We start from the raw sequence: 14,268 nt of genomic DNA, 5'->3' as shown, positions 1-14,268 counted from the left end.
GATGATTAAAATGCTGTCATGCTTAAAATAATAAAGTTTGATTTTTAACACCGTCTATATTTCTCTAGCGGTGTTATTTGAATTTAATTAATGTGCTAATTGAATTTGAGAAAGTTTTTAGAGGGTTCTTTTCGTAATGTTCCTCGACTTATAATGGATGTAGAGAAGATGACTAGGCAACTATAGTTATTTTCGCTTTATTATGGGAAAGGGGATGACGAGATGAAAACGAAAGGTTTACAGAAGGTGAAGAAAGTTATATTAAGTGGTGGGATATTACTTACAGGATTGTTAACTTTCGGTTTTTCAGAAAAAGCTTCAGCTCATGGATACGTAGAATCACCAGCGAGCCGTTCTTATTTATGTAAGCAAGGGGTAAATGTAAACTGCGGTCCGATTCAATATGAGCCGCAAAGTGTAGAAGGAATAGGTGGATTCCCGCAATTAGGACCTTCGGATGGTCAAATCGCAGGAGCTGGCCATTTCCCTGCTTTAGATGTACAGACTGTAGATAGGTGGAAGAAAGTTACGTTAAACGGTGGGACGAATACATTCAAGTGGAAACTAACGGCTCCTCATAGTACGAAAGAGTGGAAATATTATATTACGAAGAAAGATTGGAATCCGAATAAGCCTTTAACGAGGTCTGATTTAGATTTAGTGCCTTTCTATGTAAAAAATGATGGAGGAGCTAGACCTGGAACTTCCGTAACACATGAAGCAAATGTGCCAACTGATAGAAATGGATATCACCTTATTTTAGCTGTGTGGGAAATCGCAGATACTGGAAATGCATTTTATCAAGTTATAGATGTTAACCTTGTAAATAACGGTTTAGCATCAAATAACGTGCTAAATCATGTAGTGCAAGTTCCTACTTTATTTTAAATAAAGTATACATTTCGATCATCTAATTCATTTTAGATGCTCTTTTTTACGAAAAACGATGAAAAATATAGAAGAAAGTGCAATTATTTATAAAAAATTATGCTTTAAATATTGTCATATTTGCTTCTTTAAGATATCCTTTTCATGAAGAGGTGGAAAACATGGAAAAAGTACTAGTTTTCGGGCATAAAAACCCAGATACAGATGCAATTTGTTCTGCAATTGCTTATGCAGAATTGAAAAAAGAATTAGGAATGAATGCTGATCCTGTACGTTTAGGCGAAATCAGCGGTGAAACTCAATTTGCGTTAGACTATTTTAAAGTAGAAGGACCGCGTTTTGTTGAGACAGTAGCAAACGAAGTGGACAACGTTATTTTAGTTGACCATAACGAGCGTCAACAAAGTGCTAACGATATCGAATCTGTTCGTGTGTTAGAAGTTATTGACCATCACCGTATTGCTAACTTTGAAACAAGCGATCCTATTTACTACCGTTGTGAGCCAGTTGGTTGTACAGCTACAATTTTAAACAAGATGTACAAAGAAAACGGCATTACAATTCGTAAAGAAGTTGCAGGTTTAATGTTATCTGCAATCATTTCAGATTCTTTACTATTCAAATCTCCAACTTGCACAGAGCAAGACGTAGCAGCAGCTCGTGAATTAGCGGAAATCGCTGGTGTAGATGCTGACAAATACGGCTTAGAAATGTTAAAAGCTGGTGCTGACTTAAGCGGAAAAACAATGGAGCAATTAATCTCCCTTGACGCTAAAGAATTCCAAATGGGTAATGCGAAAGTTGAAATCGCACAAGTAAACGCTGTTGATACAAATGACGTTCTTGTACACCAAGCTGAACTTGAAAAAGTTATCTCTGCAGTAGTAGAAGAAAAAGGTTTAGACCTATTCTTATTCGTTGTAACTGATATCTTAACTAACGATTCTGTCGGTCTTGCGATCGGTAAAGCAGCAAACGTTGTTGAGAAAGCATACAACGTATCCCTAGAAAACAATACTGCTACATTAAAAGGTGTAGTATCTCGTAAAAAACAAATCGTACCAGTATTAACAGAAGCATTCCAAGCGTAATATTATTGAGTATGATTTAACAAAAAGACAAGTAGTCAGATTGGCTACTTGTCTTTTTCTTTCTCTAAAAAACAGAAAATTAGATTTTTAAAAGGAGAGTTGTGTATGTTTAATGATTTGGAGAGTAAATTACAGTCACTTTTAGAGCGAAATATTACTTCTGTTTTAGAATTAGAAAATTGGCTTTTCGATGAATTGCGTGTAAACGCTGAAATAGAAGAGAAGATAACAAGTAGTTTAATCGCCACGTATAGAGATACAGGTAACAGAAATATGCATGATTTACATATGTATAATCAAAATACAATTCAACCACTTTTAAAAAGATACAATGCAAAGTTTGACCAAAAATTTATAGAGTGTCCGTTTTCTAACTTATTAGACGAGCGAAAATATGCATTTATGAAAAAAGCAAGATTTGTAAAGAGTAAAATGTTTAATGAAAAAAACATTGCTCTTTCTATTAAAGAGCAAGAGTGCATTACGAAGTATAGAGAAATAATGTCTAACATAACAATTAATTGGGAAGGCGAGCAAAAGACGTATGCACACGTTAAAGCAAAGCTAGATAACCCAAATAGAGCTATTCGCGAAAAAGCTTGGTACGCTTTATGTGAAGCAAGGAGTGCAGTGAAACCAGAAGTGGATCGTATTATGAATGCACTTATACAATTGCGGAATGAGATAGCTTTAAATGCAGGGTTTAATAATTATAGTGAATATGCTTTTAAACAAAAAAACAGAGATTACAGTATTGATGATTGCTATAAGCTCCATGAATCTATAGAAAAGTATGTTGTACCAATTTGGAAACAGTTGGGAAGTATTTCTAAAAAGAATCTCGGTGTAAAAACGTATCGCCCTTGGGATCTTTCTCCATGTAATTTACCAAAAGTCACATTCCAAAATGTGATTGATTTATTAAATGGTGTGGAAGAAATATTTCGAAAGACAGATTTATATTTTTATGAGAAATTTATTCATATAAGGAAAGCTGGATGCATTGACGTAGAAGAACGTGAAAATAAAGCACCAGGAGCTATTTGTTTTACCTTGCCTCATAGTAAAGAGGTTTTTGTGTATTCTAATTTTAGTCCTTCATTTTATGCAATTAATGCACTTATACATGAAGTGGGGCATGCATTTCATTTTTATAAACAATTTAAAAACGATAGTAGTATGCAGGAAAGATATCTGCGCGAAGAGGTGGCTGAACTTTATTCCCTCAGTCTTGAGTTATTAGTAATGGATAAGCTGAATGTTTTTTATAAGCAAGAGGATGAATATAAAGAAGTGCAACGCGTACAAATATATCGTGCTTTGTCTTTATTAATGTCGTCAATTGCAGGAGATGTATTCCAGCACTGGATCTATGCGAATCCAAACCATACATCAGAAGAACGTGATAAGAAATACGCCGAACTATGCAAAAGATATCAATATTCAACAGTCGACCTTGCAGGATTAGAGGATGAAATCGGTGCAAGTTGGATAGAGTCCTTTCACTATGTTCAGTTTCCTTTTTACAAAATTGAATATGCAATTGCACAAATAGGAGCAATGCAATTGTTTCAAATTTACTGGGAAGACCCAGAAAAAGCGATTGCTTTCTTTAAAGAAGGTGCGAGTGCAGATTGGAATTTATCTATACAAGAAATATATGAAAAAACAGGTGTCACGTTTGATTTTTCGGAAGAAAGGATAGAAAGTACTGCAAGTGTTATTTTGGATGTGATCAATGAATTAAAATAAGGATAGCATTCGCTATCCTTATAACTGTTTATTCGTAGATTTTTTCTTGTTTATATAAAATGTAATAATAGCTGTAATGAGAAAAATAGGTATAGCATACGCTTGCCCAACAAACAATTTCCAGCCCGCATGATTATAACTTTGAGATGCTGGAGCAATCATAGCGATTACGCAAACAATAATATAGAGTACTAGTGCAGGGAGTATATTTTTCATTTGTTCACCTCCTTCTAAAGATATCCTATTTGGTTATTTATATACTTTAATTATTATTAAGGGCTTTGAAAAGTAAATATACTATTGTTTATAGTATTATAATATTTACAAGGGGTACTATGTTTAAATAGGGTAATGGGGGTTCAAATCTTAAAAAAGTGAATTATTAGTAAAAAAGATGGCTATATGGTAAAAGATGTAATTTTTATATTTAATATCATTATATAGCATGTTGAGGGCAAAATGTATAAAATAATTAACTTTACTTATGCAGGAGAAGAGGTAAGAAATATATGAGAAGGTTATGCATAATTCCATGCGGAAAGAAGAAAATTTGGGATAAGTATCCAGGTTATGGACCAATGGAAGCAAAAGATGTATATATTAGCCCGTTCGGAAAAGCATGTCAATCGTATGCAACTATGTTTTTCGAGAATTGGGTTATATTATCAGCGAAGCATGGATTTTTAAGGCCAAATGATATTGTACTAGAAAACTATGATCTTGCGTTTGATTCAAAGAGCGATAAGGTAATAAGTATAGAGCAATTACAAAAACAGATGGTAGATAAAAGTTTACTACAGTTTGACGAAATCGTCTTACTTGCAGGGAAAAAGCATAAAAAAGTAGTAACAAAGCTATATCCAGAAGAAATGATTACATATCCGTTAGAAGGATGTAAAGGAATTGGATATATGTTGCAGAGGTTGAAAGAGGCAGTGAAGGAAGAGGAGGAAATATAAGTATAGTTTCGGTCACTATGAGCTTAAACTGTTTTTAGGGAATTAAAACGTAAAATAGAGTTTTTAAGCATCGCCAAAAAGGTGATGCTTTTTGTTCGTGTCACCACTTTTTATAACGAAAACGAATTACCTTCACTTTTAGAAAATGTAGGATGTATGGGTACAGTTAAGATTGTAAGTGGGAATAGCAATAAGACAAGTTTTGAATATGATATTAAGAAAGGAGATGTTGATAAATAATGGCCAGATATAGTTTGCACGGAGGACACAATAGTATTGTTCAAGGTGCTAATTTCGGGAATCGGAAAGAACATGTTCTAGATAGGCAAGTTAAAGATGCTGTGGCGACTAAGTTAAGGTCCCTAGGACACACGGTTTATGACGATACGGACGAGGTAGGGACAACTCAATCACAAAATTTAAATAATATCATTCGGAATAGCAATTCCCATGCTGTGGATTTAGTTATTTCTTTTCATCTTAATGCAAGTGATGGAAATGGACAGGGTGTTGAGGTTTTGTATTATGATCAGAAAGATTTGGCGGCTAAAATCTCAGCTCAACTAGCAAAAGATATTGGATGGCGTGATCGAGGTGCGAAACAACGTACAGATTTAGCAGTATTAAATGGAACGAAAGCACCGGCTATTCTTATTGAATTAGGATTTATTGATAATGAATCCGACATGGCAAAATGGAATGTTGATAAAATCGCTAATTCTATTGTATTTGCTCTTACAGGACAAACTGGAGGAGGTGCAACGGACTTGCTCAAAGTAAAAACTGGCGGTGTAGCATTTAGTAATTTACAAGATTTGGCTCAAGCTATGGTAGATGCGGGTATTGATGGACAAATTGTCGTTCAGAAAGATGGCATTGGTTATGCTATAACGAATGGCTATCCGTCCGGAAATATCGATAAATTTACAGCTTGGTTAGATGCACGTAAATGGTACTATGAGTACGTGAGATAAAACGAAAAATTGTCTTATTTTTAGTTAACAAGTATATTAAGTAACTAATAATTATGTAACTATAAAAATATGAACAATGTATATGTAAATTAGTACACAAAACCACCTGTCAGAAAGGTGGTTTTGTGTATCACGCTTTAATGGCAGTAAAATTCATACCTCAAAATTCGGATGAAGCTAAGAAATTAGCTGGGAATTGCACTGCTTGCGGCCTCCTACTGATTATAGTTTAGAGCTTTGTAAGTCTTTACTTATTAAACCTGTAATAATATTTTATTTTCTCAATACATAAGCCGAATTTTAAAATATTACGCAATAATACACTACCTTTCATACTATTTATTAGTTGATAATAGCAAAAAAACAAGCTTTGAATATAATAATGAAAAAGGAGATGTGAAATAATGGGTTATATTGTAGATATTTCGAAATGGAATGGCGACATTAACTGGGATATCGCAGCACCACAATTAGATTTTGTAATTGCACGTGTGCAAGATGGTTCAAATTATGTAGATCCTTTATATAAAAATTATGTGCAAGCAATGAAAGCAAGAAATATTCCGTTTGGTAATTATGCGTTCTGTCGTTTCGTTTCAGTAGAGGATGCACGGATAGAGGCGAGAGACTTTTGGAACCGTGGTGATAAAAATGCAACAGTTTGGGTAGCTGACGTAGAAGTAAAAACAATGAACGATATGAGAGCGGGTGCACAAGCTTTTATTGATGAATTACGCAGATTAGGAGCTAAGAAGGTTGGTTTATATATTGCTCATCATATGTATGATCCATTTGGAATGGCAAATGTCAATTGTGATTTTGTATGGATTCCTCGTTATGGTGGTAACAAACCAGCCTACCCATGTGATATTTGGCAATACACAGAAACAGGGAATGTAGCTGGCATAGGAAAATGTGATTTAAATAAGTTAATGGGAAATAAGCCGTTAGTTTGGTTTACTAATCAAACTGTTGAACAATCGACAAAACAAGAAGGAGTTGGAATTATAGTGAATAAATTTAGTAAGGTTGTTACGTATGAATTTGGTACAGCGTTAGTAGTAGAAATGTTAGGAATGATGGATGCTCTGGGGTATGAATCTCGTATTATCTCATATGGAGATAAACAAGGATTAGTTAGATTTGAAACAGCATATCGCCAAGGGAATGAATTAGATCGAGCGACAGCGTGGTTAGATGCTAAAGGACTTAAATATTTTTATACAAAAGAATAGTTTGCTAAATAAAAAGCCGTCATGTGACGGTTTTTTATTTTTATGTAATCTTTTAACTCTATGTAAAACAAAAGCGAAATGCCATTGTAGGCATGAAGAGGAAAGGTATTAATAATAAAAAGGAGTACGATACGTACTCTTTTTTTGGGTGATTATATTCCATCTTGAACAGATTTCTTTACAATTAACCATGTGTCTTTCTTTTTAATCGTTATAGCTACATTAGTTCCATTAGATTCCTTATAAAAGATATATCCATTGTTTGAGTTTACATATGTGACTGGTTCGCCTATGCAATCTCGCGAGCAGGATTTGTTGACTAGTTCAATTAGGGATAGTTCGCTGGGATCTGTTTTACTGGCTTCTATAACAGCATCAAGGCTTGTTTTTCGATAACCTTGCAAGTTTATATGAAAAAGCTGCTCTATTTCTCCTGTAATGCTAGTATTCATTACTTCTATTGAATTCTTTTTTTCTTGAAGAAATCCGTTTTCATAAAGTAATTTTGTATATCCAATCCATGCGATTAAAACTAGCATGATAAACATACTACATATTTTAAGTGTTCGAAGGCGTTTACTAACTATCGTTTCTGAGTATTTCATTCACTTTAATCCTCCAATGTTTTTAATTTAAAGTATGCCTCAATACATATTTTTAGAAGAAGGATAGAATTTAAAGAGTTCTAGATAAAAAAGAAAGCATCTGAAGTGGGATGCTTTCTTTTTAGTATTTTCACTATCTGTTCGTTACTTGTTTCATAAGTGGTCTAATTTCTTTAACGGGTGGTTTTTTATCATAGGCATCAACGTAAGAAAAGTAATAATTTAAGTTTCTGAGAAGCCCTTTTCCTATTTTAGCACTTAAAAAGGGAAAGACTTGTCCAGTATAATCATCAAGAGATTTACAGTAGTATTTTTCATCTAAATATATACTGTATTTACATGTTAGTTCTACTAGTGAGTTCCCTTCATCATCAATTACTTCCTTAGAATCAATAATGTCTATTAATGCGAATTTTTCATTTAGATAAACTTTCTTCCTTTTCTCATGTTTATTTGTAAGTATAAATACGAGACCAATGGCGTTAATCAAACTGTTTCCTCCTATAAAAAACGGATATTAATAAAATATATCGATATAAGCTAAATGTAAAGAGCGGGGACGAAATATCATTGATAGAAAGCTCAATAAGCCGATTTGTTTTTTCAAATCGGCTTATTGTTATTGAAATACTTGCGGGAATTGCTTTACGATTGCGTTTGTTATCATGTCGGACATTTCTAAAGCTTCTTTTTCAACTTTATCGTACAATTTTACTCCTGCTTCATAATCTTTATTTAGAAATGCCAGTGCTTCTGCTTTTGTTAATGCTAGATGTTCATAAAACATTTGTGTAAATTCTTCTTTTTGTATATATGGGTTGATGCTAGTAAGAAACGCTACAATTTCATCACCGTTAGCGTACCATTTTTTCTCTATAGCGACAGCTGCGTTTTGGTCACCAGCTTTTGCAGCTTTAACAAGATCTGCTGCAATTACTAAGTGGTCTTTAATTAATGCACTATATTTTTTTACTGCATCTTCACCATAGAATGGTTCAAGAGATAGTCCCATATGTGTTGCATTTTGAAGAAGCCGTTTAACTGTAACGTTTACGTCTGGTAAATGAAAAACAATACTTATAATAGCCAATCTCGTCCAAGCGACATGTTGTTCCCAAAAGGAACGCATATAACCTTTTAAAAAGTTCTCATTTTTACTAATTCTGTAATTACGTACAGATGTATCAAAGTGTAGATAATGGTTATGATAGGGGGAGTAATACGATTGCCAATAAGAATACATAAACGGTAACACTCCTTTGAACATGTATAACTCAAAGTATGATGGGAATTTATAATTAGTTACGTGTCCTCGTTTATTTTCAGAAATTGCTATGGAAAAAGATGAGTAATTTTATTGCGTTATATATAAATAAATTGAATATAAAGTAAAAGAGGCTCTGCAAGGGAAGTTGCAGAGCCTCAAAAGGGTATTGCCGAGATGTCGGACTCGACTACGTAATATTATCATAAAATTCTATTAAAAAAACATGGTAAATGTGTCCAATTGAAAGTGAGTCTTTAATAAAGTGAAAGGGACCTGCTTCCCGCGGCAGATCCCTTTCACTAGATAATGTCGATGAGCAAAAACTCATCTGGAGTACCTTTATAGTAACAAGTGAATTTCGTTTTGTGTATTGAGAAAAAAGAATTAGATATTTAAATGTTAAGCATTTATATTTTACCTTTTGTGATTATCACCATTTGTAGTGAGTGGATTAAGATTATAAAATGGCGATAAGATTTATAATTACATCTAATATTATGAAATATATAATAATAATAAAAGAACCACTTATATAAGCAGGTCAACTTAGGGGGTTATCAAACAGAATATTTCATATGTTAACAACTGTATTGTATTAAGTCTATAAGGTTCATATTGAGAAAATGATTATGAACGATTTATTTCGCACGTGTATTAACGTTTAAAAAGTTGAGAAAGAAAATGAAAAAGCTTTCTATAAGAAAATAATGGTAGATACTTATAGTATGATTCATATTTCCACGCTTCATTATTTGAGAATTGGGGTTGGTTCGATACGCTTTTCTGTTTGATGAAACTAATATTATGGTGCTTCATATAGTAACCTCCTGAATTCATATGTATAAGATTAGTAGTATTCAAGGAGAATTAATAAAATGTGTATTTATTTTGAAATTCGTTATAATTGTTAATCATTCTCAAAAACGTAAAGAAGCATAAAATAATGAAAAAGCAGGCTGATAGTCATGTATTCATCACTTTCATGATGCATAAGAGATGATATAATAGGAGTAGATGAAAGATAAAGAAAAGCAGGTGACTCTTTTTTGTTTACAAAAGCACAAGAACTTTTAGCGTCTTATTTCGGTTATTCGTCATTCCGAAGAGGACAAGATGAAACAATTAAAAATGTATTAGATGGGAAAGATACTGTCTGTATTATGCCTACAGGTGGTGGTAAGTCAATTTGTTATCAAATTCCCGCATTAGTATTTGAAGGAACAACGTTAGTTATATCGCCTTTAATATCACTTATGAAAGACCAAGTAGATACATTAGTACAAAATGGTATTTCAGCTACATATATTAATAGTTCTATTTCGATTACAGAAGCGAATCAACGGATTCAATTAGCGAAACAGGGCCATTATAAGTTACTTTATGTAGCGCCAGAGCGACTTGATTCAATGGAGTTTGTTGACCAACTGATCGATATGAAAATCCCGATGATTGCCATTGATGAGGCGCACTGTATTTCGCAGTGGGGACATGATTTCCGTCCGAGCTATTTACATATACACCGTATATTAGATTATCTTCCAGAAAAACCGCTCGTATTAGCATTAACTGCTACGGCAACACCACAAGTTCGTGATGATATTTGCAACACGCTTGGAATTAATCAAGAAAACACGATTATGACAACGTTTGAGCGCGAGAACTTATCATTTTCTGTTATTAAAGGACAAGATCGTAATGCATATTTAGCGGATTATATTCGTCAAAATCAAAAGGAATCTGGGATTATATATGCAGCTACTAGAAAAGTAGTTGATCAGTTGTATGAGGATTTAATGAAAGCGGGAGTTTCTGTATCAAAATATCATGCCGGTATGAGTGATAACGATCGAAATGAGCAACAAGAACTCTTTTTACGTGATGAAGTGAGTGTAATGGTAGCCACATCTGCGTTTGGGATGGGTATTGATAAATCGAATATTCGTTACGTTATCCATTATCAACTTCCAAAAAATATGGAAAGTTATTACCAAGAAGCAGGACGTGCTGGCCGTGACGGATTAGATAGTGCATGTATATTGCTTTATTCTTCTCAAGATGTACAAGTACAACGCTTTTTAATTGATCAATCGACAGGAGAGTCTCGTTTTTCAAACGAACTTGAAAAACTGCAAAATATGACTGACTACTGTCATACAGAACAATGTTTACAATCATTTATTTTGCAATACTTTGGAGAAGAACCAAAAGAAGATTGTGGCCGCTGCGGTAATTGTACAGACGACCGAGAAAGTATCGATGTGACGAGAGAATCGCAAATGGTTTTATCTTGTATGATTAGGACGAACCAACGATTTGGTAAACAAATGATTGCACAAGTACTAACTGGATCTAAAAATAAGAAAGTCATTGAATTTAATTTTCATACTTTGCCAACTTACGGACTTTTATCAAATCGTAGTGTAAAAGAAGTGAGTGAATTTATTGAGTTTTTAATTTCAGACGAGCTAATTGCAGTTGAACATGGTACTTACCCGACACTAAAAGTAACGGAAAAAGGGAAAGAAGTGTTACTTGGTAAAGAGAATGTTTTACGTAAAGAACGAGTAGAGACAAGACAAATCGTTCAAGATCATCCTTTATTTGAAGTACTTCGCGAAGTACGTAAAGAAATTGCGCAAGGAGAAGGGGTACCTCCATTCGTTATTTTCTCTGACCAAACGTTGAAAGATATGTGCGCAAAAATGCCGCAAAGCAATTCTGAACTTTTAACTGTGAAAGGGATTGGTGAACACAAACTTGTGAAGTATGGTTCGCACTTCTTACAAGCAGTTCAGCACTTTATTGAGGAAAACCCAAACTATGCTGAAACTATTAAAACAGAAGTGGTGACAGAACGGAAGAAATCAGGGAAAGCTTCAGCAAATTCTCATTTGGAAACGTATGAAATGTATAAACAAGGTATTAATCTAGATGAAATTGCGAAAGAACGTGGATTATCAAGACAAACGATTGAAAATCATTTAATTCGTTGTTTTGAAGATGGAATGGAAGTAGACTGGAACAGTTTTGTTCCTGCAGAATACGAACAACTGATTGAAACTGCTGTGCAAAATGCTGATGGTGGTCTGAAATCGATTAAGGAACAACTTCCGAATGAAGTGAGTTACTTTATGATTCGTGCTTATTTACAAATTAGAAAGTAGTGACATGTAAAGGGGATAGGGATTAATGCATCACGTTTTTGTGTATGGCACGTTAAGAAAAAAGCAAACGAATGCTCATTATATGCAAGGTGCAATATGCATTGCAGACGAAGCATGGACGTATGGGGAATTATTTGATACAAACGAAGGGTATCCGGCGATGACTTATTCGAATGAAGAAAAGGTGTATGGAGAAGTTTATGAAGTAAATGATGACATATTGCATAAGTTAGACGAACTAGAAGAATATACAGGTAATGCAGAGACGGATTTATATGAACGAATCACACAAATAGTATTTGATGGTGATAGGGAAATAGAGGCATATGTGTACCTCGCTCAAGATAAAAATATGCTAAAGAAAGTTATCATTTCTGGTGATTGGTTGAAGTATCAACAAGGGAAATAATAGCAGCCATAGAGCAGATATTGGAATTTTCCATTATCTGCTCTTTTATTTTTGGTACTTTAAAAATTCTTATTATTTAGATAAAATGTAAATGTAGGGAAATCAAAAGGAGGATTTTTCATGGGTATCAGAAATTTAGTTTCTCACCTGTAGTAGAAAAATAACGTACAGGAGGAGAATAATAATGAACGAATTAAATGTAAAAGAATTTTATAAAAAACAATTTGAATTACTAAGCTATAATATAAAAAATGAAAATTGGTTGCAGGAAGTTGCGAAAGAAGTACAAGAACAAATTGGATATTCATTTCAAACGATGTTAGAACTAGGAGCTGGAAATGGTGGTTTTGCAAGAGCGATGTCTAATTTGGATGTAAAAATGACTACTGTTGAGCTTGTACCAGAGTTAGTTATGTTTGCTAAAGAACATTCTACTAGTGATATTGAGATTCATTGCGCTGATTTTTATAAAATTAACTTTGAAGAAAAGTTTGATGTTGTTAGTTATTTAGATGGATTTGGTGTAGGGACAGATGAAGAACAATTGGTTTTATTAAAACGAATCCATAATTGGTTGAAAGATGATGGGTGTGCACTTATTGATATTTATCAACCATTATATTGGGAAAAAGCAAATGGACAAGAAATGCCGATTTATTCTGCAATGCGAAAATATGAATATGATAGTGAGAATGCTAGGATGCTGGACCACTGGTGGGAAAAGGATTCTTCAAATGATATCGTGACACAATCTTTACGTTGCTATACGATAGATGAGATTAGTAATTTATGTGCAGAGGCTGGTTTCAGTATAGTTGGGATTTTCCCAGGAGGAGCGTATGACTTTGAAGAGAGGAAATATAAAGAGCAAGCGTCTTAAAATGAATGTTTATCATATCGAATAAAAATAAAAAAAGAGTAGGGATTAATTCCTTACTCTTTTGTGCTTTTATAATGTGAATCATTGACTGTTTTTCGTATTTAATTGTCGTTCTTTTTTAATTCTTATAGATCTTAGTACAATCCCAATTCCAAGAAATACAATAGTAGCAACGACTCCGCTAATAGGGTTTAACCAAAAATCACTGTCTTTGGTAAGTGTAATAATCCCTGTTATTGTAACTAAAACGGTAGGAACAGCATCTTCAATTGCATGCATGATAACGCATGGCCATACTGACTTTGTAAGTCTATATATTTCAACATACATAATAGACCAAGAAACCATAAGTATGCAACCGGATAAAAGCATATTTAACCTTGAAATAGATTCGAAATATTCATTTGGTAAAAAAACTAAATAATAAGCGGCATGCCAAAGAGACCAAACTAAACCAGAAATAATATAAATAAACCAATCGTTTAACTTTAGTTCAATGAGCTTAGGGGTTAAATAACCGCGCCATGAAAACTCTTCAAAAATATTTTTAATAAAGTTACCAATAGTAGACATGAATATGAGTGACAATAACGAATATATTTCAAAACTAGTTATGTTTGCTACTCCAAAAATAAGTGCTAAACTTATCGTTATTACTGTAACGAACGGGTAAATTAGTATCGCAACGAAGTACCATTTAAAGTTTGCCTTCAAATTTAGTTTTATACCAAAATCATTCCAATCTCGGCTAATAACTCTAAGGAAAATACATGAGAGGAAAGGTAATATTAACCACAGTCCCATGCCTAAAGAGTTTCCTTCAGGCTGATCTGTTAGAAAAGAATCTAGAATTACGCCAATCCAGCCACTTGCCAATACAATGAACACAAAAATAAGTAAATGTAACTTAAGGGTTTTTCTTTTGGTAGCAGTCATTTTCAATAGACTCCTTTACTCTTATTTTTGACTTTTGTGACCTTGGGTATTTTATCAATGAAATAATAGATAACTAGAAAAGAAGCTGGAGAGTATGTAAGGGGAACT

The 14,268-nt window shown here is 33.6% G+C and carries 14 protein-coding genes; 9 read left to right on the top strand and 5 right to left on the bottom strand.

Annotation, left to right across the window (positions count from 1 at the left end):
• Positions 1–222: 222 nt before the first annotated feature.
• From PDQ40_RS06550 to PDQ40_RS06540, 3 genes are all read left to right on the top strand, one after another.
• Complete coding sequence (locus tag PDQ40_RS06550) at positions 223–888, top strand: lytic polysaccharide monooxygenase (RefSeq protein ID WP_000850064.1); 666 nt, start codon at positions 223–225, stop codon at positions 886–888.
• Between the two features lie 116 nt (positions 889–1,004).
• Positions 1,005–1,979, top strand: a complete 975-nt coding sequence (ppaC, locus tag PDQ40_RS06545; protein ID WP_442866577.1) for a manganese-dependent inorganic pyrophosphatase — start codon at positions 1,005–1,007, stop codon at positions 1,977–1,979.
• 105 nt (positions 1,980–2,084) lie between these two features.
• Positions 2,085–3,731, top strand: coding sequence for a M3 family oligoendopeptidase (locus tag PDQ40_RS06540; protein WP_270691291.1), 1,647 nt, complete (start codon positions 2,085–2,087; stop codon positions 3,729–3,731).
• 18 nt (positions 3,732–3,749) lie between these two features.
• Here PDQ40_RS06540 and PDQ40_RS06535 read toward each other — a convergent pair whose 3' ends face one another.
• On the bottom strand, positions 3,750–3,947 hold the full coding sequence (locus PDQ40_RS06535; protein WP_000789869.1) for a DUF4017 family protein: 198 nt from the start codon (positions 3,945–3,947) through the stop codon (positions 3,750–3,752).
• A gap of 293 nt (positions 3,948–4,240) precedes the next feature.
• On the opposite strand from PDQ40_RS06535, the gene PDQ40_RS06530 reads away from it, so the two are divergent.
• The 3 genes from PDQ40_RS06530 to PDQ40_RS06520 all read left to right on the top strand — a co-directional run bounded on the left by PDQ40_RS06530 (position 4,241) and on the right by PDQ40_RS06520 (position 6,899).
• Positions 4,241–4,690, top strand: a complete 450-nt coding sequence (locus PDQ40_RS06530; RefSeq protein WP_001253260.1) for a DUF6884 domain-containing protein — start codon at positions 4,241–4,243, stop codon at positions 4,688–4,690.
• A 239-nt stretch (positions 4,691–4,929) separates the two neighbouring features.
• Complete coding sequence (locus tag PDQ40_RS06525) at positions 4,930–5,664, top strand: N-acetylmuramoyl-L-alanine amidase (RefSeq protein ID WP_000135297.1); 735 nt, start codon at positions 4,930–4,932, stop codon at positions 5,662–5,664.
• A 404-nt stretch (positions 5,665–6,068) separates the two neighbouring features.
• The gene (locus tag PDQ40_RS06520) at positions 6,069–6,899 is read left to right on the top strand and encodes a GH25 family lysozyme (protein ID WP_000540610.1); all 831 of its coding nucleotides are present in this window, start codon (positions 6,069–6,071) and stop codon (positions 6,897–6,899) included.
• A gap of 152 nt (positions 6,900–7,051) precedes the next feature.
• Here PDQ40_RS06520 and PDQ40_RS06515 read toward each other — a convergent pair whose 3' ends face one another.
• The 3 genes from PDQ40_RS06515 to PDQ40_RS06505 form a co-directional block, all read right to left on the bottom strand.
• On the bottom strand, positions 7,052–7,504 hold the full coding sequence (locus PDQ40_RS06515) for a hypothetical protein (RefSeq protein ID WP_000877581.1): 453 nt from the start codon (positions 7,502–7,504) through the stop codon (positions 7,052–7,054).
• A gap of 133 nt (positions 7,505–7,637) precedes the next feature.
• Positions 7,638–7,994 (bottom strand): hypothetical protein, encoded by a 357-nt coding sequence (locus PDQ40_RS06510; RefSeq protein WP_048557931.1) that lies wholly within the window; start codon positions 7,992–7,994, stop codon positions 7,638–7,640.
• A gap of 129 nt (positions 7,995–8,123) precedes the next feature.
• On the bottom strand, positions 8,124–8,747 hold the full coding sequence (locus PDQ40_RS06505; RefSeq protein ID WP_000287702.1) for a hypothetical protein: 624 nt from the start codon (positions 8,745–8,747) through the stop codon (positions 8,124–8,126).
• A 1,070-nt stretch (positions 8,748–9,817) separates the two neighbouring features.
• On the opposite strand from PDQ40_RS06505, the gene recQ reads away from it, so the two are divergent.
• The 3 genes from recQ (at position 9,818) to PDQ40_RS06490 (ending at position 13,224) form a co-directional block, all read left to right on the top strand.
• Positions 9,818–11,935 (top strand): DNA helicase RecQ, encoded by a 2,118-nt coding sequence (gene recQ, locus PDQ40_RS06500; RefSeq protein WP_000494290.1) that lies wholly within the window; start codon positions 9,818–9,820, stop codon positions 11,933–11,935.
• 25 nt (positions 11,936–11,960) lie between these two features.
• On the top strand, positions 11,961–12,344 hold the full coding sequence (locus tag PDQ40_RS06495) for a gamma-glutamylcyclotransferase family protein (protein WP_000546576.1): 384 nt from the start codon (positions 11,961–11,963) through the stop codon (positions 12,342–12,344).
• Between the two features lie 184 nt (positions 12,345–12,528).
• Positions 12,529–13,224, top strand: a complete 696-nt coding sequence (locus tag PDQ40_RS06490) for an SAM-dependent methyltransferase (RefSeq protein ID WP_001004312.1) — start codon at positions 12,529–12,531, stop codon at positions 13,222–13,224.
• An 81-nt stretch (positions 13,225–13,305) separates the two neighbouring features.
• On the opposite strand, the gene PDQ40_RS06485 is transcribed toward PDQ40_RS06490, so the two are convergent.
• Entirely contained in the window at positions 13,306–14,160 is an 855-nt protein-coding gene (locus tag PDQ40_RS06485; RefSeq protein WP_000127496.1) for a CPBP family glutamic-type intramembrane protease, read from the bottom strand.
• Positions 14,161–14,268: the final 108 nt, after the last annotated feature.

This window comes from Bacillus cereus group sp. Bc061 (assembly GCF_027715825.1).
GTDB lineage: Bacteria > Bacillota > Bacilli > Bacillales > Bacillaceae_G > Bacillus_A > Bacillus_A paranthracis.
The sequence above is the reverse complement of the archived record's forward strand: the minus strand, read 5'-3'. Positions and strand labels throughout refer to the sequence as shown.

Bases quoted from the DNA above. Each gene is read 5' to 3' on its own strand.
- PDQ40_RS06540 (WP_270691291.1), top strand. From the start codon at position 2,085: ATGTTTAATGATTTGGAGAGTAAATTACAGTCACTTTTAGAGCGAAAT.
- PDQ40_RS06535 (WP_000789869.1), bottom strand. From the start codon at position 3,947: ATGAAAAATATACTCCCTGCACTAGTACTCTATATTATTGTTTGCGTA.
- PDQ40_RS06530 (WP_001253260.1), top strand. From the start codon at position 4,241: ATGAGAAGGTTATGCATAATTCCATGCGGAAAGAAGAAAATTTGGGAT.
- PDQ40_RS06490 (WP_001004312.1), top strand. From the start codon at position 12,529: ATGAACGAATTAAATGTAAAAGAATTTTATAAAAAACAATTTGAATTA.
- PDQ40_RS06495 (WP_000546576.1), top strand. From the start codon at position 11,961: ATGCATCACGTTTTTGTGTATGGCACGTTAAGAAAAAAGCAAACGAAT.
- PDQ40_RS06515 (WP_000877581.1), bottom strand. From the start codon at position 7,504: ATGAAATACTCAGAAACGATAGTTAGTAAACGCCTTCGAACACTTAAA.
- PDQ40_RS06505 (WP_000287702.1), bottom strand. From the start codon at position 8,747: ATGTATTCTTATTGGCAATCGTATTACTCCCCCTATCATAACCATTAT.
- PDQ40_RS06550 (WP_000850064.1), top strand. From the start codon at position 223: ATGAAAACGAAAGGTTTACAGAAGGTGAAGAAAGTTATATTAAGTGGT.
- PDQ40_RS06520 (WP_000540610.1), top strand. From the start codon at position 6,069: ATGGGTTATATTGTAGATATTTCGAAATGGAATGGCGACATTAACTGG.
- PDQ40_RS06525 (WP_000135297.1), top strand. From the start codon at position 4,930: ATGGCCAGATATAGTTTGCACGGAGGACACAATAGTATTGTTCAAGGT.
- PDQ40_RS06485 (WP_000127496.1), bottom strand. From the start codon at position 14,160: ATGACTGCTACCAAAAGAAAAACCCTTAAGTTACATTTACTTATTTTT.